Raw genomic sequence first — 25,269 nt, 5'->3', positions numbered from 1 at the left:
GCAATCATGACTCCGGAAACGGTTATCGACATACTGCGAGAAGCGCTCTGGCTGATTGTTTTGCTGTCTGCCGTCATCATCGGGCCGGGGCTGGCGATTGGTCTTGTGGTCAGTACCTTCCAGGCTGCCACCCAGATCAACGAACAGACCCTCAGTTTCCTGCCTCGCCTTCTGATCACACTGATCGTGATCATTGCCGCCGGGCCCTGGATGCTGACCACCTTGCTGGACCACGCCAACGGGCTGATCTCCCGCATTCCCTATCTGATCGGCTGAGCCCATGCTGCCGGCGGAGTTCAGTGCAGATCTGATCGGCCAGTGGGTGGGGCAGCATATCTGGCCATTATTCCGGCTGGCCAGTTTTCTCATGGTCATCCCTATTTTCGGTACTCAACTGGTGCCTGCGAGGGTGAGGCTGGGGCTGGCGCTACTGATGACGATCCTGATTGTGCCCATGATCCCTCCCGTTCCCCAGGTGGAAGCGCTAAGTGCCGACGCGGTCGTCATCACGCTGCAGCAGATCCTGATTGGTATCGGCCTGGGCTTCGCGCTGACCGCACTCTGGCAGTTGTTTGTGATCGCCGGGCAGATGATTGCCATGCAGATGGGCCTGGGCTTTGCCTCCATGGTAGACCCCGCCAATGGTGTTAACGTGCCAGTGTTGGCTCAGATCTACACCATCACCATTACTTTGCTGTTTCTGGTGATGAATGGCCATCTGGTGGCCTTCGAGGTGTTCATCGAGAGTTTCTACACCTTGCCTATTGGCCTGGAGGGGCTGGGGCAGGATGGCGTGTGGGCTCTGGCCCATCGCATTTCATGGATGTTTGCCTCTGCCATGTTGCTGGCATTGCCGGCCGTGACTGCGGTTCTGATTGTGAACATCTCTTTCGGTGTAATGACCCGTGCGGCGCCTCAGATGAACATCTTCGCCCTCGGCTTTCCGATTGGCCTGATTTTTGGGTTGTTTGCTATCTGGGTCTTACACGCCAATTTCCTGCCACACTTCGATCAGTACACGCGGGAAACGTTTGATTTCATGCGCGCTCTGCAAGGGCAACCCTGACCATGGCCGAAGAGAACGACAACAGTCAGGAAAAAACCGAAGAGCCTACCCCCCGACGCCTGGAAAAGGCCAAGGAGGAGGGCCAGACGGCCCGTTCCAAGGAACTGGCCACCATGGCGGTATTGCTGGCCGGCGCTGGCGGGCTTCTGATTTTTGGTACGTCGCTTGGCGCATCTATTGAGTCCATCATGCGCGACTCCTTCGTAATCGAGCGCTCAGCAATTTTTGATACCCGGCATATGAGTGTTCAACTGATACTGGCGGCCAAAGAGGCCGCCTGGGCGCTGTCACCGATACTGGTGATGTTGCTGATTGCCGCCATTGCCGGCTCCATTGGCATTGGCGGTCTGCTGTTCAGTGCCAAGGCCATCGCACCGAAATTCAACCGGATGGATCCGATCAAGGGCCTGGGACGAATGTTCTCCATGCGCTCTCTGATCGAGCTGGTCAAGGCCATTGCCAAAGTGGGCCTGGTGATGGCGGTCGCCATCCTGATTCTGAACCTTCGCACCGAAGACTTGCTTGCGATTGCCGAAGAGCCGACCGTACCTGCCATGGAGCACGTGCTGTGGACCCTGGGCTGGAGTTTCTTCTTCCTGTCCTGCGCCACCATTGCCATTGCCGCCATCGATGTGCCTTTCCAGATCTACGATCACCAGAAAAAGCTCCGTATGACCAAGCAGGAGGTCAAGGACGAATACAAGGACACCGAGGGCAAGCCGGAGGTCAAAGGCAAGATTCGCCAGCTCCAGCGGGAGATGGCCCAGCGCCGGATGATGCAGGATGTTCCCAAGGCCGATGTGGTGATTACCAACCCGACACACTATGCCGTGGCATTGAAGTACGATCAGAAAACCATGGGCGCGCCAGTGGTGGTAGCCAAGGGGGCAGACGAGGTGGCCTTCAAGATTATGGAAATTGCCAGGGAGAACAAGGTCGAGGTGCTGCGAACACCGCCGCTGACACGGGCGGTGTATCACAATACCGATATTGGTGAAGAGATTCCGGACGGCCTGTACATGGCCATTGCTCAGGTGCTGGCCTACGTCTTCCAGTTGCGTCAGTTCCGCAAGGGCCGGGGGCCGAAGCCCGGCATGCCGGACTTCCCGATTCCGCCCGATATGCGGCGTGATATCTGAAGCCCTATATTCCGGGGACCGGAATAGAGGCAGGGTATTGCTTTCCGCGGGGTCAGCTGGATTCGTGCTCGTGAATCCGCTTGCCCCAGGCTTCCCGTTCGCCCGGCAGGATCAGGTTAAGGATGATGGCAACCACTGCGCACAGGGCGATGCCTTCCAGTTGGCCCAGCGCCATGTTGCCGATACCAAAGACCAGGGTCACGCCTACGATCACCAGATTACGGGACTGGGACAGATCCACCTGATGTCGGATCAGGGTATTCAGGCCGACAACGGCGATTGAACCGAACAGCAGGCAGAGGATGCCGCCCATAACCGGTACCGGAATGGTCTGCAACGCGGCGCCGAACTTGCCGACAAACGCCAGAACAATGGCAACCACCGCCGCCCACCACATAACTCTCGGGTTGAAGTTCTTGGTCAGCATCACCGCACCGGTTACCTCGGAATACGTGGTGTTGGGAGGACCGCCAAGCAGCGAGGCAGCGCTGGTGGCCAGACCATCACCCAGCAGGGTACGGTGCAAGCCCGGTTTTTCCAGATAGTTCTTGCGGGTAACGTTACCGATGGCCAGAACGTCGCCGATGTGTTCGATGGCCGGTGCGATGGCGACCGGAATCATGAACAGGATAGCGCCCCAGCTGAACGCCGGTGCTACGAAGTTTGGCATTGCCAGCCACTCAGCCTGCTGGATCGGCGTTGTGTCAACAATGCCCATGATGGCAGAGAGAAGGTAACCCACGAGGACACCGAACATGATCGGGATCAGCCGGAAAATGCCCTTGGCCCAGACCGACATGATGATGGTCACGGCCAAAGAGATCATGGCAATCCATATGGCAGTGTTGTAGGGCACCAGCTGAGTCTGGCCGTCACCGGTTTTGCCTGTAGCCATAAACACTGCTACCGGAGCCAACCCCAGGCCTATGGTCATGATGACCGGTGCAATCACCACCGGAGGCAGCAGCCGGGTAATGAAGCCGGTACCACGCAGGCGAATCGCCCCGGACAGAATGATATACAGAATGCCTGCGGCCATCAGGCCACCGAGGGTTTCTTCCAGGCCAAAGCGGCCTTTGGAGGCCAGCACGGGCGCGATGAACGCGAACGATGAAGCCAGGAAGATCGGGATCTGGCCACCGGTGACAATGTGAAAAATCAGAGTGCCCAGGCCGGCAGTGAACAGCGCGACGTTCGGGTCCAGGCCGGTAATCAGTGGCATCAGTACCAGGGCGCCAAAAGCCACCAGCAGCATCTGGGAACCGGCAATAGCCTGTTTCCAGACCGGATCGTTGTTATGGTCCTGCATGCTCAGACGTCCTTCTGCTTGGTGCCGAAGATCTTGTCGCCGGCATCACCCAGGCCCGGCAGAATGTAGCCTTTCTCGTTCAGGCGCTCATCCACCGACGCGGTGTAGATGGACACGTCCGGGTGTTTTTCCAGAACCTTTTCCACGCCCTCCGGCGCAGCCACCAGAACCAGGGCCCGGATTTCGGTGCTGCCGGCCTTCTTGAGCAAATCGATGGTGGAAATCATGGAGCCGCCGGTAGCCAGCATCGGATCGATGATCAGGGCCATGCGCTGATCCAGCTCGCCTACCAGTTTTTCCAGGTAGGTTTCCGCTTCGAGGGTGTCTTCGTTGCGGATCTGGCCAACCACGCTCACCCGGGCCACCGGAATCAGGCTCAGGACACCGTCCAGCATGCCCAGACCGGCACGTAGGATGGGCACGATGGTTACCTTCTTGCCGTGGATCTGCTCCACGGAGACCGGGCCGGCCCAGCCCTCAATGGTTTTTTCCTGAAGATTGAAGTCTTTGGTGGCCTCGTAAGTCAGCAACGCGCCAACTTCCTGTGCCAGCTCTCGGAAGTTTTTGGTACTGATGTCGGCGCGGCGCATGAGGCCGAGCTTGTGGCGGATCAGAGGGTGCTTCACTTCATGGATCGGCATGGGGTCACCTGTGTGTTCGGGTTTCTGGCTTGAATCGGGATAATGCAAATGGCGAAAGGATACCGTATCTGGGCCGCTGCGTCAGGCGTTGAAAGGTGCGCAGACGTCAAATTTTGCAAGGGCTGGTACGGTTCTTGCGATACCACCCGGAAAGCGACCCCTGGTGTCAGATTTTCGACCCGGAAAATGCCCGCAGGCACAGATACGTGGAGACAGACCCGGCATGGACAGAGCTCTAGTCCTTAACAACGTCAAATCCCTGACGCGGGGGAACCTCGGCATCCCCCTGATGCTGATGGGGCTGCTTGGCATGATGATTCTGCCCATGCCTGCGTTCCTGCTGGATGTGTTCTTCACCTTCAATATCACTCTGTCCATCGTCATTCTGCTGGTCTGTGTGTACGCCATGCGGCCGATGGAATTTGCCTCGTTTCCCACGGTATTGCTGGTGGCCACCCTGTTGCGGCTGGGCCTGAACGTGGCGTCCACCCGGATTGTATTGCTGAACGGCCATGAGGGCGGTGATGCTGCCGGTAAAGTCATCGAGTCCTTTGGTGAAGTCCTGATTGGGGGAAACTACGCTGTTGGTCTGGTGGTTTTCGCCATCCTTATGATCATCAACTTCCTGGTTGTCACCAAAGGTGCCGGCCGGGTGTCTGAGGTCAGTGCCCGCTTCACTCTGGATGCCATGCCTGGCAAGCAGATGGCGATTGATGCCGATCTGAATGCCGGGCTGATCAATCAGGACGAGGCCAAGCATCGCCGTTCGGAAATCGCCCAGGAAGCCGATTTTTACGGTTCCATGGACGGTGCCTCGAAGTTCGTGAAAGGCGATGCTGTTGCCGGTTTGCTGATTCTGGCCATCAACATCGTTGGTGGTGTGGCTATCGGCATGATGCAGCACGGGTTGGATTTTGGTCTGGCAATGGAGCGTTATGCTCTGCTGACCATCGGTGATGGTCTGGTGGCCCAGATTCCCTCGCTGTTGCTCTCCACGTCGGCCGCCATCATGGTTACCCGGGTAACGTCCAGCCAGGACATGGGTGGCCAGATCATTCAGCAGATGTTCAGCGCTCCCAAGGCGTTGGGTATTGCGGCGGGTATCCTGATTCTGCTGGGCCTGATTCCGGGCATGCCCCACATCGCGTTTCTCGGCCTTGGTTTGCTGGCCGCCGGCGCAGCCTGGTTTATCTGGAAGAAACAGCAGCAAACGGTTGAGGATGAAGGTGGCTTTGTTGGTCGTGGCGGCATGGCGGGTGGTGCGGCCCGGCAGGGTGCGGAAATTTCTCCGGATCGTCCGGGCGGCGAGGGGCAGGCACTGCCGGCGCCGGGGGAAACCCGCGAGCTCGGATGGGATGACGTGGCCACGGTGGACATTGTCGGGCTGGAAGTGGGCTACCGCCTGATTCCGCTGGTAGACAAATCCCAGGGTGGACAATTGCTCAGTCGGATCAAGGGGGTTCGTAAGAAGCTTTCGCAGGATCTGGGCTTCCTCATGCCCTCGGTGCACATTCGCGACAACCTGGATCTTATGCCGAACGTCTACCGGATTACCCTGATGGGCGTGACCATTGCCGAGGCCGAGATCCATCCGGAGCGGGAGCTGGCCATTGATCCGGGGCAGGTGTTTGGCAAAGTTGAAGGCATTGCCGGCAAGGACCCCGCCTTCGGCCTGGACGCCATCTGGATTGAGTCCGATAGGAAGGATCAGGCCCAGACCCTGGGTTACACCGTGGTGGATGCGAGTACCGTGGTGGCGACACATCTGAATCAGATCCTGCAGAAACACGCTCATGAACTGATTGGCCACGAAGAAGCCCAGAAGTGGCTGGACCAGTTGGAGAAGATTTCGCCCAAGCTGGCGGAGGAACTGGTGCCGACCACGATTTCCATCAGCATCCTGTTGAAAGTTTTGCAGAACCTGTTGAAAGAAGAAGTGCCGGTGCGGGATATGCGCTCCATTGCCGAGGCCATCGTGAACGTGCATCCAAAGAGTCAGGACCCGAAAGTACTGACCACGGTAGCCCGCCAGGCGCTGCGCCGGATGATTGTTCAGAGTATTTGTGGCAACGACGCCGAAATCCCTGTTATCACGTTGGATCCAGACCTGGAACAGTTATTGCTGAAGTCTGTTCAGCAGAGTCAACAATCCGGCGGTCAGGATGACATTGGTCTGGTGCTTGAGCCCAACATGGTGGAAAAGCTGCAACGATCCCTTCAGGACAGCGTGCAGCGCCAGGAAATGCTTGGCAAGCCCGCCATCCTGCTGGTTTCGGGGCCCTTGCGGCCAGTATTGGCGAAGTTTGCCAGCTACGGGGTAGAGCGTTTGCATGTGCTCTCTTACCAGGAAATCCCGGATAACAAACAGATCACGATAGTCGCTTCTGTGGGTCAATAAACCGACGGAGCATCGCGGAAAGCCAGAGTGCTTGCCGGTGGGAGGATGAAACAGCATGAAAGTAAAACGGTTTTTTGCGCAGTCCATGGCTGAGGCCCTGAAGCAGGTAAGCCACGAAATGGGGCCGGATGCCGTTATTCTGTCTAACCGCCGCGTTGATGGTGGCGTTGAGATCGTGACGGCACTCGACTACGACGAAAACATGGCGCGCCAGCGTCTGGGCGAAAGGGCGGTTGAAGCCACCAACGGCTCCCGGCTGGCCGAGATGCAGGCGGAGCAGCATCGTCGGCTGGAAGAGGAGCTGAACCGGTCCCGCAGTCGCATTCGTGAGGTTCGGGAAAAGCGCGCAGGAAGTGGCGCCTCAGGTGGCGTGGCGTCGTCCTTGTCTTTCGAGACGGCCGATTTTCCGGCGTCACGTCTCAGTGATGAAGCGCTGGCAAAGCCGGTTGCGGGTAGCGAATCAGGCGCCGGTGGCTATGCCGATGAACTGGCCAGTATGCGTGCCGAAATCAGCTCTCTGCGTGATCTGGTCAGTGGTAAGGCTGCGACTGCCACGCCGGCCGGTAACAGCGCAGTTCAGCAACGATTGGCCGAGCGCCTGCAGGAGTTCGGTTTGGGCGCGGAGCTGGCCGGCTCTCTGTCCCGTCGGCACCGGGCCGGGCGTCTGGAGGACGGCTGGAAGCAGTCACTGAAAATGCTGGCGACCGGCGTTCGTACCGGTCGCGAAGACTGGCTTGATGCCGGCGGTATCTATGCCCTGGTCGGGCCAACCGGGTCTGGCAAAACCACCACCATTGGCAAGCTGGCGGCTCGATACGTGCTGGAGCATGGTCCGGATTCGTTGGCCCTGGTCACCACCGACCGCTACCGTGTGGCCGCTCATGAGCAGCTGTTCGTGTTCGGCCGCATCCTGAATGTGCCCGTGCGTGTGGTGGATGAGAGCCATTCCCTGGATGACATTCTTGATGAATTATCGGATCGACACCTGGTGCTGATTGACACTGCCGGCCTGACCAGTGCCGACCGCGGTTACCAGGAACAACTGGCGGAGTTGGCTCGCAGCGATCACAATATCCGTACACATCTGGTGGTCTCCGCCACCAGTCAGCCACGTATCATGAAATCCGTGTGGCATTGCTATAAGATGGCAAGCCTTGCAGGCTGCATCATGACCAAGATTGATGAGGCCCTGACCCTGGGCGAAGCGCTCGGGTTCGTTATGGAGACCAGCTTACCGGTGGCCTGGTACACCGATGGCCAGAAGATACCGGAAGATCTCCAGAGGGCGGAGGCCATTCCGTTGGTGCGCCTGGGCGTAGAACGGCTTAAGGCTGTGCAGAGCGCACAGGCAGTCGCCGAAGGTGCCTGAGCCTCGTTGGCGACAGAATAAAACACCGGCACGCGTGCCCGTACAAGAACGTAGTAAGAGACTGATAACAGTATGAGCAGACCACATCCGGTTCAGGTGATTGCGGTTTCCGGCGGCAAGGGCGGTGTCGGCAAGAGCAATGTTTCGGTCAATCTCGGTATCGCCCTGGCCCAGAAGGGGCGCCGGGTTGTCTTGCTGGACGCGGATCTCGGGCTCGCCAACATCGATGTGTTGCTCGGCATTACCGCTAATCGAAATCTGCAAGACGTACTCAGCGGCGATTGTGATCTGAAAGACGTGCTGGTGAATGGTCCTGGTGGTATCAAGATTGTACCGGCTTCCTCCGGCACCCAGCGTATGACCCAGCTCAGCGCCATGGAACATGCCGGCCTGATCAACGCTTTCAGTGAGCTGGGCGATCAGATTGACGTTCTGATTGTGGATACCGCCGCAGGTATTTCTGAATCGGTGGTCAGCTTCCTCAGGGCATCGCAGGAACTTCTGCTGGTGGTCTGCGACGAACCTACCTCCATTACCGATGCCTACGCGCTGATCAAGCTGATGAACCGGGATTATGGCACGAACCGCTTCCGTATCCTGGCAAACCAGGTCCGCAATGAGCAGGAAGGCCGCCATCTGTTTGAAAAACTGACCCGGGTCACCGAGCGTTTTCTGGATGTGGCACTACAATATGTAGGTATCGTGCCTTACGACGAGGCCGTCAAGAAAGCCGTCCAAAGACAGAAAGCGGTATTGGATGCCTATCCGAGGGCGAAAGCCTCGCTGGCTATCCGGGCTCTGGCCGAAAAAGTGGACAGTTGGCCTTTGCCGTCCTCTCCCAGGGGGCATCTCGAATTCTTCGTGGAGCGGCTCGTCGAAGTCTGATCTGAATCCAGTCCTACAAGAAAACCGGATACATGACATTGGCGAAAAATCTGGGAATTTACCATCAGGCCGGCGCCAGGAGCCCTTCAGCCCTGATTGAAGAGCATGCGCCGCTGGTCAAGAAAATCGCCCTTCATCTCATGGCCCGGCTGCCGCCATCAGTGCAGCTGGAAGACCTTATGCAGGCCGGTATGATTGGCCTGCTGGAGGCCGCGCAGCGCTATTCTTCCGGCAAAGGTGCCACCTTTGAAACCTACGCAGGGATTCGCATCCGCGGCGCCATGGTGGATGAGATCCGCAAAGGCGACTGGGTGCCCCGCTCAGTGCATCGCAACGCCCGGCGAATCGCCAGTGCTATCAAGCAGGTGGAAGATCGTACCGGGCGCGAGGCCCAGGATGCCGAAGTAGCTGAAGAGCTTGGCATTGGTCTGGACGAGTACCATGCCTCACTCGCCGACGCTAACAGCGGTAGACTTTTTAGTCTTGATGAGCTCAATGAATCCGGCGAGCTGCCGATAGAAGAAGCAGAAGCGAGTGATAATCCGCTGGACGGTATTGCTTCAGGCGCTTTCCAGCGAAGTCTCGCAGACGCCATTGAGCAGTTGCCTGAGCGTGAAAAGCTGGTATTGAGCCTGTATTACCAGGAAGAGCTCAACCTCAAGGAAATCGGTGCGGTGCTAGGGGTCAGTGAGAGCCGGGTAAGCCAGATTCACAGCCAGGCGGCGTTGCGACTTCGCAGCCGGCTGGCCGAGTGGCGGGATGGTGACAACGACTGATCGGCCAGGTGCTGTGTTTCTCTCTCAGCAAGCTGTGTAGCTTTTGGTAAACGATGCTTTACAACGTGCGCAAACACCACACAATAAGCGCTTAAGGTAGCAGCCTGCTAGACTTCCAAAAGGCTGAATGAATTCCGGGTGTTACTGACTGGAGGTCCCATTGGACAAGAACATGAAAATTCTCATTGTGGATGACTTCTCCACAATGCGACGCATCATCAAAAACCTGCTGCGAGATCTCGGCTTCACCAATACGGATGAAGCAGACGATGGCAACACCGCGTTGCCCATGCTCCGAAGCGGCAAGTATGACTTCCTGGTGACTGACTGGAACATGCCCGGCATGTCGGGCTTTGACCTTCTGAAGGCTGTCCGTGCTGATGAAAACCTGAAGAACCTGCCGGTTCTGATGGTAACGGCAGAGGCCAAGCGGGACCAGATCGTGGCTGCGGCTCAGGCCGGGGTGAACGGGTATGTGGTCAAGCCTTTCACGGCAGCCGTGCTGAAGGAAAAGATCGAGAAAATCTTCGAACGAATCCAGTAACCAGAGGTCGGATGGCTCGCCATGAGTGATACCAAACAGAACCATCAGGGCCTTGATCCGGAGGTGGCGGAGAAGCTTCAAAAGCAGGCCTCCGACCTGGCCGAGAATGTAAACGCCGGGAATTATGCCAAGGCGATGACCCTGATCAATGAACTGAGCGAGGTTCGCGATCAGAGTCTGTATCGGGAAGTGGGGCGACTGACCCGCAGCCTCCATGAGGCAATCCGGAACTTCCAGATAGACCCGCGTAATGCCGAGCAGAAAGAAGTGCTGTCGAAGATGAGCGACGCTTCTGACCGTCTGGCCTATGTGGTTCAGATGACCAGCCAGGCGGCGAACCGCACCATGGATCTGGTTGAGGAAAGCATGCCGGTGGCTCACGCCATGCGGGATGAAGCGGTTTCCCTGCGGGATGAGTGGCAGCGTCTGCGCCGTCGTGAAATGGAGCCTGCGGAGTTTCGGGAGCTTTACGGTCGCATCGACAAGTTCTTCGCTGGCCTGACGACAGACTCCGACAGTCTGTACCAGAACCTGTCGGAAATCCTTCTGGCTCAGGATTTTCAGGATCTTACCGGTCAGGTTATCCAGAAGGTCACCGCGTTGGTGAAAGAGGTGGAAGACAACCTTCTTGGTCTGGTGGTGATGGCCAGCCACGTTGATCAACTGACCGGCACAGTGCATCAGATTGAAGAAAAAGAAGAATCGGCCGAAAAAGGGGTAGGGCCCCAGATCAAGGCCGATGAGCGGGAAGATGTAGTTTCGGGACAGGACGATGTGGACGATCTGCTGTCCAGTCTCGGATTCTGATAATAAAGAGGGTGACGCATGGCGTTAGATGCTGATGAAGAGATCCTGCAGGACTTCCTGGTAGAAGCCGGCGAGATACTCGAAAAGTTGTCGGAGCAGCTGGTGGATCTGGAGCAGCATCCCGATGACAGCGATCTGCTGAACGCCATTTTCCGTGGCTTCCATACCGTGAAAGGGGGCGCAGGCTTCCTTCAGCTGGAGGCACTGGTTAATTGCTGCCACTCTGCGGAGAACGTGTTTGATATTCTCCGGAATCACAAGCGCAAGGTAACACCGGACCTGATGGACGTGGTGCTGGAGGCGCTGGACAACGTTAATGCCATGTTCGAAGAAGTCCGCAACCGGGAAGAACCGACGCCCGCGCCGGACGAACTGATTGAAGCTCTGGATGCACTCGCCAAACCCGAGTCCGAGGATGCACCGGCGGTGGAAGCACCAACCCCGGCACAGGAGCCGTCGTCTGCGGATGTCGGACAGCAAGGGGATCAGGGCGATATCACTGACGAAGAGTTCGAGCAGCTGCTGGACGCGTTGGCGGATGAAAAATCCGATGGCCAGAAACCGGTCGGCAACGAGCAGGTGAGCACCCCGGCAGAATCCGCCGGCGGCTCAGACAGTGATGAGATTACCGACGATGAATTTGAGGCCCTGCTGGATCAACTCCACGGCAAGGGCCAGTTTGCCGGCGCGCCTGCGGAAGATGAAGCGCCCAAGGCAGATATCGACACCAGCGGTGGCTCGGAGAAATCATCCGGTGACGCCGATCTGATTTCCGACGACGAATTCGAGAACCTGCTGGACGAACTGCATGGCAAGGGTGCAGGCCCAAGCGCGGGGGCTGCCGCAGGTGAGCCCAAGCCTGCGCCGGCTCCATCAAGCAAGGCCGAACCAGCCCCGGAACCAAAGAAAGCGGAAGCCAAAGCCGAGAGCAAGGCCGCTGCCAAGCCGGCCCCTGCGCCTGCACCTGCCCGTGAGGCCGCACCAGCGGGCGAAACCACGGTTCGGGTTGATACCAAGCGCCTGGACGACATCATGAACATGGTGGGCGAATTGGTGCTGGTACGGAACCGCCTGCAGCGTTTGGGTTCCGAAAGTGAAGACGAACACATGCACAAGGCGGTGGCCAACCTCGACGTGGTGACCACGGATCTGCAGGCTGCCGTCATGCAAACACGGATGCAGCCGATCAAGAAAGTATTCGGCCGTTTCCCGAGGGTGGTGCGTGATCTGGCCCGGAGCCTGAAAAAAGAAGTGAACCTGGTGATGCACGGTGAGGAAACCGACCTGGATAAAAACCTGGTCGAGGCGCTGGCCGACCCACTTGTGCACCTGGTTCGAAACTCCGTGGATCACGGTGTCGAAGCGCCGGACGTACGGGAGAAGGCAGGAAAACCCCGAGCCGGAACCGTGACCCTGTCGGCGGAACAGGAAGGCGACCATATTCTGCTGTCCATCGTCGACGACGGTGCGGGTATGGATCCCAATGTCCTGCGCCGCAAGGCGGTCGAGAAGGGTCTGTACGATCAGGATGCGGCAGACCGCCTTACCGACAACGAATGCTTCAACCTTATCTTTGCGGCCGGTTTCTCGACCAAAGACCAGATTTCCGATGTCTCCGGTCGCGGTGTCGGCATGGACGTCGTGAAAACCAAGATCGGCCAGCTCAATGGCCAGATCAATATCATGTCCGAGCAGGGCAAGGGCACCAGCATTATCATCAAGGTGCCGCTGACGCTGGCCATCATGCCAACGTTGATGATCATGCTCGGTGACCAGTCTTTCGCGCTGCCGCTGGTGAATGTGGTGGAGATTTTCCACCTGGATCTGACCAAGACCAACATTGTCGACGGCAAAGAGTGTATTGTCGTGCGGGACAAAGTGTTCCCACTGTTCCACATCAAGCGCTGGCTGGTGCACGGTGCGGCAGGTCAGGCCGAGCCGGAGATTGCGCACGTGGTGATTGTGGCCATGGGGACCAAACAGGTCGGCTTTGTCGTTGATCAGCTGATTGGCCAGGAAGAGGTGGTGATCAAACCTCTGGGCCGGGCCCTGCAGGGGACGCCAGGAATGGCCGGCGCCACCATCACCGGTGATGGCCGTATCGCCCTGATTATTGATGTGCCGAGCCTCCTGCAGCACTACGGCTGAGCAGGAATTTCCGGGATTGTGTAGGAGAAATGGATGACAGTTTCTGTCCTGGTCGTGGATGATTCGGGCTTTTTTCGCAAACGGCTGACGGAAATCCTGACGGCCTCGGGCCAGATTAAAGTGGTAGGCGCCGCCACCAACGGGCGGGAAGGTGTCGAGCTGGCAGAAAAACTGCGCCCCGATGTGATCACCATGGATTACGAGATGCCGGTGATGGACGGCATCTCTGCCGTGCGCGAGATCATGCGCAAACATCCCACCCCGGTTTTGATGTTCTCGTCCCTGACCTATGAAGGTGCCCGCGTTACCCTGGATGCCCTGGAAGCCGGGGCAGTGGATTTCCTGCCCAAGAACTTCGAGGAAATTGCCAGGGACACCAGTCAACTTCAGAAAATCCTTATCCAGCGTATTCTGGATGTGGCCGGTAGCCGCCCGGGTGCCCGATCGGCGCCTGTGGCCCCGAGGCCGGCGGCACCGGCTGCGGAACCTCGCCGTGAACCTGTCGAGCGCGCCGGTTCGCGCCTGCACCGCCCGGTAACGACGGAACCCCGTAAAGACCCTGCGACCTCCGAGCCGGTTCGTAAACCCGCCAGAAAAACGGCCGCCAGGCACTACAGTGTGGTAGCCATCGGCACTTCCACCGGTGGCCCCGTTGCGCTGCAAAAGGTGCTAACGGCGTTACCGGCTTCGTTTCCCGCGCCCATCGTGTTGGTTCAGCACATGCCCGCCAGCTTCACTCCGGCCTTTGCCGAGCGGCTCAACAAGTTGTGTCGCATTGAGGTGCGCCAGGCCGAGGACGGCGACGTGCTTCGTCCGGGACTGGCCCTGCTGGCGCCCGGTGGCAAGCAGATGATGATTGAAAGTCGCGGCGGGCAGGCAAAAGTGCGGATTCTTCCGGGCGATGACCGCTTGAATTACAAACCCTGTGTGGATGTTACCTTCGGCTCTCTGGCCAGGAGCTTCCCAGGCAAAACCCTGGGCCTGATCCTCACTGGTATGGGTTCCGACGGCAAGGAAGGCTGCAGGATGATGAAGCAGTCCGGTTCCGTGATCTGGTCCCAGGATGAGAAATCCTCCGTCATCTATGGCATGCCGATGGCTGTGGCCAAAGCCGGACTGAGCGACGAGATTCTGGCGCTGGAGGATATTGGCGCGCGGCTGGTTGAAGGTGTGAGCTGATGGATATTCTGAGCCTGCTCGGAATCATCCTGGCGTTCGTGGCCATCCTGGGTGGCAATCTGCTGGAAGGAGGCGCTGTCAGTTCGCTGTTCAACGGCCCGGCCGGGTTGATCGTGGTGGGCGGAACTCTGGCGGCGACCATCCTGCAAACCTCCTGGCCGATGCTCAAGCGTGCCTTCGGTCAGGTTCGCTGGGTGTTTATTCCGCCCTACATCTCGCTGGAAGATGGCATTGGCAAGGTCATCGACTGGAGCGTCAAAGCCCGCAAACAGGGCCTGCTGGGCCTAGAAGGGCTTGCGGAGAGAGAGCCCGAGCCGTTTGCCCGGAAAGGGCTGCAGTTGCTGGTTGATGGTGCCGAGCCCGAGTCCATTCGCAGTATCATGGAAGTCGACCTGGAAACCCGGGAGCAGCGCGATCTGGAGTCGGCCAGAGTCTATGAGGCCATGGGTGGGTATTCCCCCACTATCGGTATTATTGGCGCGGTGATGGGCCTGATTCAGGTCATGACCAATCTGGAAGATCCCCAATCACTGGGTGGCGGCATCGCCACGGCCTTTGTGGCGACCATCTACGGCGTTGCCCTGGCCAACCTGTTGTTCTTTCCGGTGGCCAATAAATTGCGGGGCATCATCAAGGAACGCACCCGTTATGAGGACATGATGATCGATGGCATTATCGCCATTGCCGAGGGCGAAAACCCGAAATCCATCGAATTGAGACTGCGGGGCTTCCTGCAGTAATTCCGGGCCAGGGCTTCCTATGCGCCGTCGCAGACCACCCCAGGATGATCTCCACAACAAGGAACGCTGGCTGATTTCCTACGCGGATTTCATCACGCTTCTGTTTGCCTTTTTCGTGGTGATGTACTCGGTATCGTCCGTGAATGAGGGCAAGTACAAGGTGCTGTCGGAAACCTTCACCGGTGTCTTTAACGCCCCGCAGCGCTCATTACAACCGGTCACCGTGGGCGGCCAGCCGGTCCGGGCGCCGCAACAACAGCATGAAGATGTTATTCCGCCGCCGGTTACCGAGGCGCCCCGTAATCCGGAGCTGGATGCCGAGGGTCGCACCGAGGCTTTGCGAACCATGGCCAACCAGCTTGCCATGGAATTCGACGAATTGATCAATCAGGGGGTGGTGAGTCTGGAAACCAGCAGCGAGTGGATTGAACTCAATCTGCCGAACAGCATGCTCTTTGGTAGTGGTGATGCTGAGCCCCATTACGACTCTTTTGAAGTCATTGAAAAGATCGCCAGTGTACTGCGCAACCGCGACAATGCGGTCAAGGTGGAAGGCTTTACCGATAACCAACCTATTCGTACCAGCCGCTTTCCGTCCAACTGGGAACTTTCGACCGCCCGTGCAGCGGCTGTCGCCCGGATGTTGATGATGGAGGGCATCGAGCCAGAGCGCCTGGCAGCGGTGGGTTATGGTCAATACCAGCCCGTGGCCCGCAACGACACCGAGGAGGGGCGGCGGCGTAACCGCCGGGTGGTTCTGCTGATCTCCCGGGATGCAAGCATCCGGGGGGCGGTGCGCTGATCACCTGCAGGTGGCAGATGCGTATGGCTGAGCTGGCACACTTCCTGTATTACCTGTTGTTCATCGTCCGAATCGGCAAGGGGTTGCCGCAAAACCATCGATTCGGCTTTCAAGTTACCCGTATCCTTGCCGATAAGTTGAACAGAGGCCGGCGCATGACGCCAGGCTGAGCCGTTACCGGAGAACAAAACGTGCGTATCTGGGCTGTAGCCAATCAAAAAGGTGGAGTGGGGAAGACAACCTCTGTGGTCGCCCTGGGCGGACTGCTGGCCCAACGTGGCAAGCGTGTGCTGGTGGTTGATCTGGATCCGCACGGATCGCTGACCAGCTGGTTTGGTTATGACCCGGATACCATCGCCCACAGCGTATTTGATCTGTTTCAGCATCAGGGCAAGGTTCCTGAAGGCCTGCCGGCGCAACTGATCACCGATACCGGTTGCCCCGGGCTGTCGCTGCTGCCTGCCAGTACTGCACTGGCCACCCTGGAGCGTCGGATGATTGGCGTTGAGGGTATGGGGCTGATTGTCTCCCGTGCCCTGGCCCAGTTGTGGGATGATTTTGACTACGTGATTCTCGACAACACGCCGTCACTGGGTGTGCTCATGGTGAATGCACTGGCCGCTGCCCAGTACCTGGTGATTCCGGTACAGACCGAGTTTCTGGCCATCAAGGGCCTGGAACGAATGCTGCACACCCTGCAAATGATCATGCGCTCCCAGAAGAACGAATTACCGTACATGATCGTTCCCACACTCTATGATCGCCGGACGCAGGCTTCGGTCAAGAGCCTTAATCTGTTGCGCAAGACCTATCAGGATACCCTCTGGCGTTTCGCCGTACCGGTTGATACCAAATTCCGGGATGCCAGCCAGGCCGGGGTTATTCCCTCGCAACTGGATGCGGAAACCCACGGTGTCCGGGCCTACGATCATTTGTTGGACGACCTCCTGAAGCGAACCGGTTCGGTGAAGGAGCGTCAGCATGGCTGACAGAAAAATGACGCAACTGGCTGCGCCGGAAGCGGCCATTGCCAGTTATCTGGATGAGTTGCTGCACACCGCCACCAGCACTGCGTTGCAGGAAGAGCAGGTACAGCCTGAGCCGGAGCCGTTAGTGGCGCAACCGGAACCGGAGCCGCCGAAACCGGTAAAAACCGAAGCAAAGCCTGTCACCAGAGCCCGTCCTCGCCCAATCGTTCAGGCACCTGTGGTGGAACAGAAAGCGCCGGAGCCGGTTCAGACGGAGGCGCCGGTCACGGCCCCGGGCAACGATGGCGAGGTGCCACCGGCGCGCCCGGACTGGTCGGAAGAGCCGTTCGAGTGCCTGATTTTTACGGTGGCCGGGCTGCAGTTGGCGGTGCCGCTGGTTCTGTTGGGCGCCATCCATCGTATTGAAGAAGAGATCCGGCCAATTCCTGGCAGTCCCCGGTGGTACATGGGGATACGGCCGGATCGGGACCACAACCTGCGGGTTGTGGACACCGCCGAGTGGATTATGGCTGGCCGGGTACCGGCTGGTGCCCGGGACAATTATCGGTTTGTGATCCGGCTGGATGACAGTGAGTGGGGGCTGGCCTGTGACGATGTGGCCCAGTCTTTCACGCTGCGGCCGGATGAAGTGCGCTGGCGCACAGCGCGCAGCAAGCGCCCCTGGCTGGCGGGCACCGTGGTTGACCACATGTGTGCGTTGATCGATGTGCGCACCATGGCGCATCTGCTGGTGCGGGCAGAGCGTGAACACCATCTGGATCTGAGTTAAACAGGTCCGTTACTCAATGAAACCGTGTGAGGCTGGCACGGTTTGTGCCCTTAACTATAGTATTGGGCACTGATGATGAATTTTTGACGATCAGGTTGCCCGCCGGGCAGCCGAGAAGGAGAGAGTGCTATGGCATCCCCGAGCGGACAGCAAAATCAGGCCCAGGACGATCAGGTACTGCAGTACGTGACTTTCCGCCTGGATGACGAAACCTATGGCATCAACGTGATGCAGATCCAGGAAGTGCTGCGTTACACGGAAATCGCGCCGGTTCCCGGAGCCCCGGATTATGTGCTGGGGATCATCAACCTGCGGGGTAACGTGGTTACGGTCATCGATACCCGTCGCCGGTTCGGGTTGGCGGACGCGGAAGTGACCGATGCCACCCGGATTGTGGTCATGGAGTCGTCCAGCCAGGTGATGGGCATTCTGGTGGATTCTGTGGCAGAGGTGGTCTATCTCAAGGCCAGTGAAATTGAAACTGCACCGAACGTGGGGAACGAGGAAAGTGCCAAGTTCATCCAGGGCGTGTGCAACAAGAACGGCGAGCTGATCATTCTCGTCGAATTCGACAAGATGCTGTCAGACCACGAGTGGGCTGAAATCGCGTCGCTGTAACCGGCTTTTCACAGCGCAGTGATGGACGTCTCCCGGGGTCACCAACAACGGAGACGTCCATTATGAGTTTCACCATTCCCTCCTGGCTCCCCTGGGGCCTGACCGCTGCAGCCATCACTCTGGTTCTGGTTCAGGGTGTTATCCATGGCCGGCGTATCCGGGCCTTACAGGCTTCTGTCAAGCAGCGTTGCGATACCCTTGGCCGTGAACTGCATGCCACTACCAGTGGCAGCCTCGGCGTGGGGCAGCGCCTGGTAGCCTGTGAGCGGCAGATTCATGAGCTCAAGAACACTCTGGAAGAAATGCGGCAGAATGATCCGTTGCGAATTTCCTACGACGAAGCCGCGCGACTGGTTGATCTTGGCGCGGATATCGACGATCTTATGAATACCTGCGGAATTTCCCGTCCGGAGGCCGAACTGGTATCTGCCCTGAAGCGGCGACAGGCGGCCTGATCCGGCGTTTTATCGGATGCTGCTGAATGAAGAAGCTCTATCAGAGGGCCGTTGAGGCCCTCGCTGTTGTTTCCCGCCCTGATTTTGTTTCTGGTGCCGATCTCGTCCCCTCCATCACCGGCCACTCAATACCCAGAGAAGAAACGGTTCGCCACCTGCTGAGCCTGATGCCAGAGATCGAGCCTGACCAGGTCGTCATGCACGTTGGGGGCGGCTCAGGTTATGTGACCGCCGTGCTGGCGGATCTGGCTCACCGAGTGGTTTATGTTGACCGCAACCCGGCACTGGTGGAAAAAGCCCGCGAGCGCTTTTTCAAGCACGGCGTCCATAATGTGGATGTTGTTCAGGCCTCGGCAGATACCGGGCTGGAACTGGACGCGCCCTGTGACCTGATTCTGTGTACGACCTTTATCCAGGATCCCAAGGCGCTTCTGCCGAACCTGCGCGAGGGCGGGAACCTGGTGTGCCTGGAGGGTCGGGCGGGGCCGGTGCCCAGTGTCGCCATGTTCCAGCGCAGGGGCGACAAGCTGGAGCGGGTCAGAACCCTGGGCTGGGTGGATTTCAACCGTAACTCTGAACAGATTCTGATTGATCTTGGCGTGGTCTCCGAAGCGGCACTGGCAGATGCCCGCACCGAGGCGGCGACCAAAAACGAACGGGTACTGGATGTCCTGCGTCGCCGGTTGAATCTGGAAGAGATTGATCTCTACCGGTCTCTTGCCCAGCAGCGTGGCATGACGTTTACCGATGGTGATGACGTACTCAGTCATCTGAATACGGACCTGTTCCGGCGTTTTTCCCGAACCTTTCTGGATCTCTCCCGCGTGATCCCGGTGTCGGAAGAGGACAGCACGTTGACCGTGGTCACCGACGACCCGGATGCACGTACCGATCAGATGGAACGGCTGACACCCAAGCATCGAATTGTCTGTCTGCTGGTGACACCGACGGACTTCCGGCGGATCTGGTCGGCGCTGGATCTGACTGTCAAAGGCAGCCGCTTTGTGGCGGAGCATGGCGTGTCGGTGGGCAGCACCGAAAAACCGGATACATCGGGCAAGGATCTGCTCGGCAAGGACAGCAACAAACACATCAGCCCGTATCTGGTGTCTGTGTATGAGGCTATTCTGCTGGATGCCGTCAGCGAGAAGGCCAGCGATATTCATATCGAACAGTATGAGAACCGGGTGCGTATTCGCTTGCGGGTGGATGGCGATCTGCACGATTTACCGCAATACCAGTTGTCGGCCCGGGAAATTCGTGGCGTTATCAACGTCATCAAGCTCCGGGCGGAGTTGAATATCGCTGAGCACCGGTTGCCTCAGGGTGGGCGTTCCAGGCTGCAGCTCGGAGACACCTCCTACGATTTGCGGATCCAGACCCAGCCCTCACTGCACGGTGAGAATGCGATTATCCGCCTGTTGCCGCAAACCGGTCGAGCAATGACCATCGCTGAGTTGGGGATGTCATCGGCCATTGGTTCCCGTTATCAGCGCCTGCTGGATAACCCGGCTGGACTGGTGCTGGTGGTCGGGCCGACCGGATCTGGTAAATCCACCACACTCTATGCGGGCCTGCAGACCCTGGCTGATGATGGCCGCCGTAAGGTGATTACCGTGGAGGATCCCATTGAGTACTCCATCGACAACATCCAGCAAACCCGCGTACGTTCTGAAATCGGATTCAGTTTTGCCGATGCCATGCGGGCGTTTGTTCGGGAAGACCCGGATGTCATCCTTGTCGGTGAAATCCGGGATCAGGAGACCGCACTGGAAGCCATTCGCGCCTCTCAGACCGGTCACGTGGTGCTCTCCACGCTGCACTGTAATGACGCCGTGGATTCCCTGCAGAGACTTTACGACCTGGGCGTTCATCCCAACTCCATCGCCGGCGAATTGCTGGCAGTGATTGCGCAACGGTTGGCGAAGCGAATCTGCAAGCATTGCCGCAAGCCGGCCAGGCCCGATCCTGCCATTCTGGCGGAGGTTTTCCCGGACGGTGCGCCAGCGGATTTCCGGTGTTTTGAAGGGGAGGGTTGCGACAAGTGTAACGGCCGGGGTACCCAGGGCCGGGTTGCGATTGTGGAGTACATGGAGGTGGACTCGGACATCCGTAATGCCATCTCCAGTCAGCCTCCCATTGGTGAGCTGCGTTGGCGAGCGCTGGATGCCGGCCTCGTGACCATGCGGGATAGTGCCCTGGATCATGTCATCGAGGGCATCATTCCGCTGGCTGAGTTGCCCCGCATTCTGCCCAGGGAGCGCATGGCTCCGGAAGTTCGTGGTGGCCGCAGGAGTATCGGATGAAAAATACCAGATCCAACAACAAGGCAGCCCAGCGCGAGCCGGCAGAAGTAACCTATCGCGAGGAAATGGACAAACTGATGTCCATGGATCCGGGCCCGATGCCTCCTGGCTGGCTGATGTCGCCCCGGGGCGTCGAGAAGTTTCTGCTGGGCGATGAAAAACTGGGTATAGAGCGTAAGTTTGTCGCCGACCGGGCCATGGTGGTCCGGATCATCATTTCCCTGTGTACGTCCCGGGGGTGCTTGCTGGTGGGGGAGCCGGGTACGGCCAAATCCTGGCTGTCGGAGCTGCTCGCTGCGGCGATTTCGGGTAATTCCACGCTGACCTTGCAGGGCGGCGCCATCAGCCAGGTCAGCCAGTTGCTCTATAGCTGGAACGAAGCTCTGCTTCGTACCGAGGGCCCCAGCCGAAAGGCGCTGGTGCCAACCCCGCTGTTGCGGGGCATGATGGAGGGGCAGCTGGTCCGGTTTGAAGAAATCGCCCGCTGCCCGCAGGCGCTGCAGGATGCCATGCTGTCTGTACTTTCCGACAGGGTCGTGGTGATCCCGGAATTGCCGGGGGAAGACGGCGTTATTCTGGCACGGGAAGGCTTTAACCTGGTGGCCACCTCGAACAGTGTTGATGAGGGTGTTCACAGCATGAGTGCGGCCCTGAAACGACGGATGGACTTTGAGGAAATCCGGCCGATACGGCACCTGAACGATGAGATCGATGTGGTTCTTCGGGAAGTGGCCAGAGCCAACCGGCGTGCCGGAATCGATGTGGCGCTGGAGCAGTCGGTGGTGGAAGTGCTGGTGACCATCTTCCACGAATTGCGTAACGGTCAGACTCTGGACGGGCGAAGCACCGACCGGCTGGCAGGGGCGGCCCTGTCCACCGCCGAGGCCGTATCCGTGGCCCACGCCGCCAGCCTTAATGCGTGGTATTACGGTGGCGGCGCCATGACCGTTGAACACATGATGCACCACGTTATAGGCTCGGCCCTGAAGGATCAGCCGGAGGACCGCCGACGCCTGAAGCATTACTTCGATACCACTGTGGCGCCACGCAAAGGTGAGCATTGGCAACAGGCCTGGGCGTTACGTTCCCTGATCCACTGACGGGTTATCTTCTTCTGGCCGGGCATCTCCGGGTGTCCGGCCCCGGATGTGGAAAGCAAACGCCAGAATCTCCGCGATCACCCGGTACAACTCTTCCGGAATCTCTTCATTCAGCGACAGACGCGCCAGAATGCCGGCAAGCTCGGCATTCTCGTACAACGGAACATTGTTGTCGCGGGCAATCCGGATGATTTCCTCGGCCAGTTCCCACGTGCCGGTTGCCGAGATAACCGGTGCCCGTTCACCGTCGTACTTGAGGGCGACAGCGGCCGGGATATTGTTCTGTGCGTTTTCGGTCATGCCTTGGTATCCACCAGTCGGTGCTCCAGCCGGGTTTGCATCTGCTGAGGGCTGCCCCTGCGACAATCCAGGTCAGCAACTTCCAGCCCGAGGTCGTTCAGGCTCTGGCGCAGCAGCGGCAGCTCGCGATGCACGGTTCTCAGGGTGGTCTGGTTTTCAGCCCAGACCATAGCGCTCACGGACGGCGGCCGGAAGGTGACATCGAAATGCAGCGGGCCCGCATCGTCCAGATCCATAGACAGGGACAATCGCCACTCACTGGCGCTGGTCCGTTCCGGTCGTTTGTTGCCGTCTTTCTCCTGTGAGTACTGTTCCAGTCGCAATTGTGCCGTTCGGGGTTCCTGTTGCGGCGTTAACCATGGCAGTTCAATCAGCAGAGTGTTCACGGGCGCGCCAGGTTCGCCGCCGGCCCTGGCATTCAAGGTCTGGCTGTGCAACTGGTTTACCGTAATCCGGTTCAACATGCCTGCAAGCAGTCGCAGGGTCTGCCCGACTGTGGCAGGCTCCCCGGTGTTCTGAGAGGCCGCTGGCGCTGGTGCCCTTGGAAACTGTAATGGCGCCTGTAGCAAATCCTGGCTGGCCAGGGGGGGCAGCCGGTTGAATTGCTCCGGCCCCTGGTTCTGGCTGGTGAGCAAAGCCGACACCACCTTTGCGAGTACCAGTTTAAGATCCGGTTGGCGGGCGGCGGAAGGGCCGGTCTGTAGCAATCGAGCCTCGGAAAACAGGCCGCTTTCAGACAACCACTGCCGCACCTGAGTGGCCATGGATTCGGTCTTGCCAGCGCCTGGCGCCAGGGCGTCAGCCTTGGGTAACTGGTTGATCAGCTGTTGCAAGGCCTGCTGTGCGGGCGCTGGCAGAGGCTGTGCGCTGGTGGTAGATGGCAATTGCCCGGGTGGGGGTGGCAGTTTCAGGCCCTGGCTCAGGGCACCGAACAGTTGTGTCAGGCCAGCCTGAAGGCTCTGTTGCCAGGGTAGTCGCTGGGCCAGGGCCCGGGCTACGGCACTCTCCTGGCCCGGCGCCAGCTTGCCTATCAGCTGCAATTCGTTACCGGCCCGCATGACCTTGATCAGATCGCCCACGGACAGATCCGGTGGCTGGTTGCCGGCAGCGACTTTCAGGGATTGTCCGCGCAGTTCCAGCAACAGCTCATGGCCCCCGCCTTTCTGCCTCAGGATCTCGGCCACTTTGGCCAACGCTGTCTCCCGATCAGCCAGCTGTAACTGGGCCAGTTGTTGTCTGGCCGAAAGCGCAGCCCCGGGCGCCGTGCTGGTGCCGGGAGTAACCGTGGCCGGACTCCGGGGGGACTGGTCCGGCGCGGGCTGTTTCGGGGGTAAGGGTGGTGGTCCGCCGTTCAGTTTCATTGGTGTCGATTTGATGTCGGGCAAGAGTAATATGCTGGCGCTTTCGTTATAATACGCCGCGCTGGCAGTGAATGCCCTGATTTCATGTTGGCACCTGTGTGTCCTTCATTACATGCACCTGATGCCTGCTGCGCATCCATCGCTCTGAAACGGAGCCCTGATGTCCGAGCCGTTACTACAGGCGATAGATCTTGAGTGTGAACGGGACGAGCGCCTGTTGTTCCAGAATCTGTCCTTTTCCATACTGCCCGGTACGGTTACTCGTGTCGAGGGCCCCAACGGTACCGGTAAGACAACATTGCTGCGAATCCTTGCTGGCCTGAACGACGCCTGGTCGGGTCAATTACTGTGGTGCGGCGAGCCCAGGGCCCGGCAACGCGAGTCTTTTCTTCGTAACACCCTTTACATTGGCCATCGGCCCGGCATCAAACCATTGCTTACCCCGGTCGAGAACCTGAAAGCGCTGATGGCCGGTCGTCGGGAGGTGAGCGACGAGGTGCTGGTTCAGGCACTGGCAGGTACCGGGCTGGCAGGATTTGAAAACGTACCATGCCGGAATCTGTCTGCCGGGCAGCAACGCCGTGTGGCATTGGCCAGGTTGCTGATTGCCGACGAGCCACTCTGGCTGCTGGACGAAGTCTTTACTGCGATTGATGCAGACGGTGTCCGAGCGATTGAGTCGCTGCTACAGCAACGTGCCGCGGAAGGGGGGGCGGTGCTGGTGACGACCCACCATGAACTCCAGTTGCCAGGTATGAAACGCATCACCCTGGGTGCCGGAGGTGTGCATGAATGCTGATCGGCGGCCGGCACTGAAGCCGGTGTCTGAATCGGTTGGCCCGATAGCCGCCATGGCGGCAGTTTTTGCCCGGGATGTCCGGGTGGCTTTCCGGCAGCGTCAGGATCTGCTGAACCCGTTGCTGTTTTTCATCATGGTAGTAACCCTTTTTCCCCTGGGAGTCAGCCCGGAAGTGGCATTTCTGAAACAGTCCGGAGCCGGTATCCTTTGGGTAGCGGCTTTGCTGTCGGTGTTGCTGTCGCTGGACCATCTGTTTCGTCACGATTTTGACGATGGAACCCTGGAGCAACTGGTACTTCAGCCCCAGCCTCTGTTTCTGCTGGTGCTGGCCAAAACAGCCGCACACTGGGTGTTGACGGGCCTGCCACTGGTGCTGTTAGCCCCGGTTTTAGGCGTTATGGTGCACCTGGACGGGAACTCTATTGCAATTCTGTGTCTAACGCTCCTGATCGGCACCCCGGTACTGAGTATGATCGGAGCTATTGGCGCCGCTTTGACCCTGGGATTGCGCTCGGCAGGCGTGCTCTTGTCACTGCTGATCATTCCGCTGTACATTCCCGTGCTGATTTTTGGTACCGGCACGGTAGCGGCGGCAGCTGAAGGCGCGCCGGTTGGCGGATACCTGGCTCTGATGGGCGCGTTTCTGGTTCTGGCGGTAACCCTGTCGCCTTTCGCCTCGGCAGCGGCCCTGAGAATCAGTCTTTCGAACAGCTGATCGGTTCTTTGGGGCCGGCAACCAACCAAACGATAACAGTGAAGATGGTGACCA

Annotated in this window: 26 protein-coding genes; 22 read left to right on the top strand and 4 right to left on the bottom strand. The window is 58.8% G+C overall.

The features are described 5' to 3' along the window. The first annotated feature begins 6 nt into the window (after nucleotides 1-6). The 3 genes from fliQ to flhB are packed head-to-tail and all read left to right on the top strand — an operon-like array spanning nucleotide 7 to nucleotide 2,205. On the top strand, nucleotides 7-276 hold the full coding sequence (fliQ, locus tag Q669_RS06130) for a flagellar biosynthesis protein FliQ (RefSeq protein ID WP_014421042.1): 270 nt from the start codon (nucleotides 7-9) through the stop codon (nucleotides 274-276). Between the two features lie 4 nt (nucleotides 277-280). After that, nucleotides 281-1,066 (top strand): flagellar biosynthetic protein FliR, encoded by a 786-nt coding sequence (fliR, locus tag Q669_RS06125; RefSeq protein ID WP_022991614.1) that lies wholly within the window; start codon nucleotides 281-283, stop codon nucleotides 1,064-1,066. Between the two features lie 2 nt (nucleotides 1,067-1,068). Then, nucleotides 1,069-2,205, top strand: a complete 1,137-nt coding sequence (flhB, locus tag Q669_RS06120; protein ID WP_011785455.1) for a flagellar biosynthesis protein FlhB — start codon at nucleotides 1,069-1,071, stop codon at nucleotides 2,203-2,205. 52 nt (nucleotides 2,206-2,257) lie between these two features. Here the strand turns inward: flhB and Q669_RS06115 are convergent, their stop codons facing one another. Both Q669_RS06115 and upp read right to left on the bottom strand, forming a co-directional pair. Continuing rightward, entirely contained in the window at nucleotides 2,258-3,514 is a 1,257-nt protein-coding gene (locus Q669_RS06115; RefSeq protein WP_022991613.1) for a uracil-xanthine permease family protein, read from the bottom strand. Nucleotides 3,515-3,516: 2 nt separating this feature from the next. Beyond that, the gene (gene upp, locus Q669_RS06110; RefSeq protein WP_011785453.1) at nucleotides 3,517-4,155 is read right to left on the bottom strand and encodes a uracil phosphoribosyltransferase; all 639 of its coding nucleotides are present in this window, start codon (nucleotides 4,153-4,155) and stop codon (nucleotides 3,517-3,519) included. 223 nt (nucleotides 4,156-4,378) lie between these two features. Here upp and flhA point away from each other — a divergent pair, with 223 nt between their 5' ends. The 17 genes from flhA (at nucleotide 4,379) to Q669_RS06030 (ending at nucleotide 22,040) form a co-directional block, all read left to right on the top strand. Next, nucleotides 4,379-6,553 (top strand): flagellar biosynthesis protein FlhA, encoded by a 2,175-nt coding sequence (flhA, locus tag Q669_RS06105; RefSeq protein ID WP_036148968.1) that lies wholly within the window; start codon nucleotides 4,379-4,381, stop codon nucleotides 6,551-6,553. Between the two features lie 55 nt (nucleotides 6,554-6,608). Further along, nucleotides 6,609-7,922: a flagellar biosynthesis protein FlhF gene (gene flhF / locus Q669_RS06100; RefSeq protein WP_022991611.1), complete on the top strand. Its 1,314-nt coding sequence runs from the start codon at nucleotides 6,609-6,611 to the stop codon at nucleotides 7,920-7,922. Between the two features lie 72 nt (nucleotides 7,923-7,994). Then, nucleotides 7,995-8,807, top strand: coding sequence for a MinD/ParA family protein (locus tag Q669_RS06095; protein WP_011785450.1), 813 nt, complete (start codon nucleotides 7,995-7,997; stop codon nucleotides 8,805-8,807). A gap of 32 nt (nucleotides 8,808-8,839) precedes the next feature. Then, entirely contained in the window at nucleotides 8,840-9,583 is a 744-nt protein-coding gene (locus Q669_RS06090) for an RNA polymerase sigma factor FliA (protein WP_022991610.1), read from the top strand. A 160-nt stretch (nucleotides 9,584-9,743) separates the two neighbouring features. After that, nucleotides 9,744-10,127 (top strand): chemotaxis response regulator CheY, encoded by a 384-nt coding sequence (gene cheY / locus Q669_RS06085; RefSeq protein ID WP_011785448.1) that lies wholly within the window; start codon nucleotides 9,744-9,746, stop codon nucleotides 10,125-10,127. A gap of 21 nt (nucleotides 10,128-10,148) precedes the next feature. Beyond that, nucleotides 10,149-10,934 carry a protein phosphatase CheZ gene (locus Q669_RS06080; RefSeq protein ID WP_014421047.1) on the top strand — a complete coding sequence of 262 codons (786 nt, stop codon included), beginning with the start codon at nucleotides 10,149-10,151 and terminating at the stop codon, nucleotides 10,932-10,934. Nucleotides 10,935-10,952: 18 nt separating this feature from the next. Next, entirely contained in the window at nucleotides 10,953-13,082 is a 2,130-nt protein-coding gene (locus Q669_RS06075) for a chemotaxis protein CheA (RefSeq protein ID WP_022991609.1), read from the top strand. Between the two features lie 33 nt (nucleotides 13,083-13,115). Further along, nucleotides 13,116-14,261: a protein-glutamate methylesterase/protein-glutamine glutaminase gene (locus Q669_RS06070; RefSeq protein ID WP_011785445.1), complete on the top strand. Its 1,146-nt coding sequence runs from the start codon at nucleotides 13,116-13,118 to the stop codon at nucleotides 14,259-14,261. Then, nucleotides 14,261-15,001, top strand: coding sequence for a flagellar motor protein (locus tag Q669_RS06065; protein WP_011785444.1), 741 nt, complete (start codon nucleotides 14,261-14,263; stop codon nucleotides 14,999-15,001). The genes Q669_RS06070 and Q669_RS06065 overlap by 1 nt, the downstream gene beginning before the upstream one ends. Before the next feature lie 19 nt (nucleotides 15,002-15,020). Continuing rightward, on the top strand, nucleotides 15,021-15,803 hold the full coding sequence (gene motD / locus Q669_RS06060; RefSeq protein WP_011785443.1) for a flagellar motor protein MotD: 783 nt from the start codon (nucleotides 15,021-15,023) through the stop codon (nucleotides 15,801-15,803). A 23-nt stretch (nucleotides 15,804-15,826) separates the two neighbouring features. Then, a complete protein-coding gene (locus tag Q669_RS19630; protein ID WP_157680627.1) occupies nucleotides 15,827-15,973 on the top strand; it encodes a hypothetical protein in 147 nt (48 codons plus the stop codon). 21 nt (nucleotides 15,974-15,994) lie between these two features. Further along, the gene (locus Q669_RS06055; RefSeq protein WP_011785442.1) at nucleotides 15,995-16,792 is read left to right on the top strand and encodes a ParA family protein; all 798 of its coding nucleotides are present in this window, start codon (nucleotides 15,995-15,997) and stop codon (nucleotides 16,790-16,792) included. Next, the gene (locus Q669_RS06050) at nucleotides 16,785-17,561 is read left to right on the top strand and encodes a chemotaxis protein CheW (RefSeq protein WP_022991607.1); all 777 of its coding nucleotides are present in this window, start codon (nucleotides 16,785-16,787) and stop codon (nucleotides 17,559-17,561) included. Before Q669_RS06055 ends, Q669_RS06050 begins: the two co-directional genes overlap by 8 nt. 129 nt (nucleotides 17,562-17,690) lie before the next feature. Then, nucleotides 17,691-18,179, top strand: a complete 489-nt coding sequence (locus Q669_RS06045) for a chemotaxis protein CheW (protein ID WP_011785440.1) — start codon at nucleotides 17,691-17,693, stop codon at nucleotides 18,177-18,179. Between the two features lie 62 nt (nucleotides 18,180-18,241). Further along, nucleotides 18,242-18,634 (top strand): DUF2802 domain-containing protein, encoded by a 393-nt coding sequence (locus tag Q669_RS06040; protein WP_011785439.1) that lies wholly within the window; start codon nucleotides 18,242-18,244, stop codon nucleotides 18,632-18,634. Nucleotides 18,635-18,660: 26 nt separating this feature from the next. Continuing rightward, nucleotides 18,661-20,940: an ATPase, T2SS/T4P/T4SS family gene (locus Q669_RS06035; RefSeq protein ID WP_022991606.1), complete on the top strand. Its 2,280-nt coding sequence runs from the start codon at nucleotides 18,661-18,663 to the stop codon at nucleotides 20,938-20,940. Continuing rightward, nucleotides 20,937-22,040 carry an ATP-binding protein gene (locus tag Q669_RS06030; RefSeq protein ID WP_022991605.1) on the top strand — a complete coding sequence of 368 codons (1,104 nt, stop codon included), beginning with the start codon at nucleotides 20,937-20,939 and terminating at the stop codon, nucleotides 22,038-22,040. Before Q669_RS06035 ends, Q669_RS06030 begins: the two co-directional genes overlap by 4 nt. On the opposite strand, the gene Q669_RS06025 is transcribed toward Q669_RS06030, so the two are convergent. Further along, the gene (locus Q669_RS06025; RefSeq protein WP_011785436.1) at nucleotides 22,020-22,340 is read right to left on the bottom strand and encodes an EscU/YscU/HrcU family type III secretion system export apparatus switch protein; all 321 of its coding nucleotides are present in this window, start codon (nucleotides 22,338-22,340) and stop codon (nucleotides 22,020-22,022) included. The two genes, Q669_RS06030 and Q669_RS06025, sit on opposite strands and share 21 nt — an antisense overlap. Then, entirely contained in the window at nucleotides 22,337-23,701 is a 1,365-nt protein-coding gene (locus Q669_RS06020) for a flagellar hook-length control protein FliK (protein WP_036148963.1), read from the bottom strand. Before Q669_RS06020 ends, Q669_RS06025 begins: the two co-directional genes overlap by 4 nt. Nucleotides 23,702-23,861: 160 nt before the next feature. Here Q669_RS06020 and ccmA point away from each other — a divergent pair, with 160 nt between their 5' ends. Together ccmA and ccmB are read left to right on the top strand one after the other, a co-directional pair. Next, on the top strand, nucleotides 23,862-24,500 hold the full coding sequence (ccmA, locus tag Q669_RS06015) for a cytochrome c biogenesis heme-transporting ATPase CcmA (protein ID WP_022991602.1): 639 nt from the start codon (nucleotides 23,862-23,864) through the stop codon (nucleotides 24,498-24,500). Beyond that, nucleotides 24,490-25,215 (top strand): heme exporter protein CcmB, encoded by a 726-nt coding sequence (ccmB, locus tag Q669_RS06010; protein WP_011785433.1) that lies wholly within the window; start codon nucleotides 24,490-24,492, stop codon nucleotides 25,213-25,215. The genes ccmA and ccmB overlap by 11 nt, the downstream gene beginning before the upstream one ends. Nucleotides 25,216-25,269 lie beyond the last annotated feature (54 nt).

It is taken from the genome of Marinobacter sp. C1S70, assembly GCF_000475355.1.
GTDB lineage: Bacteria > Pseudomonadota > Gammaproteobacteria > Pseudomonadales > Oleiphilaceae > Marinobacter > Marinobacter nauticus.
Note: the sequence above shows the minus strand (reverse complement) of the source record. Positions and strands in the feature narration are given on the sequence as shown.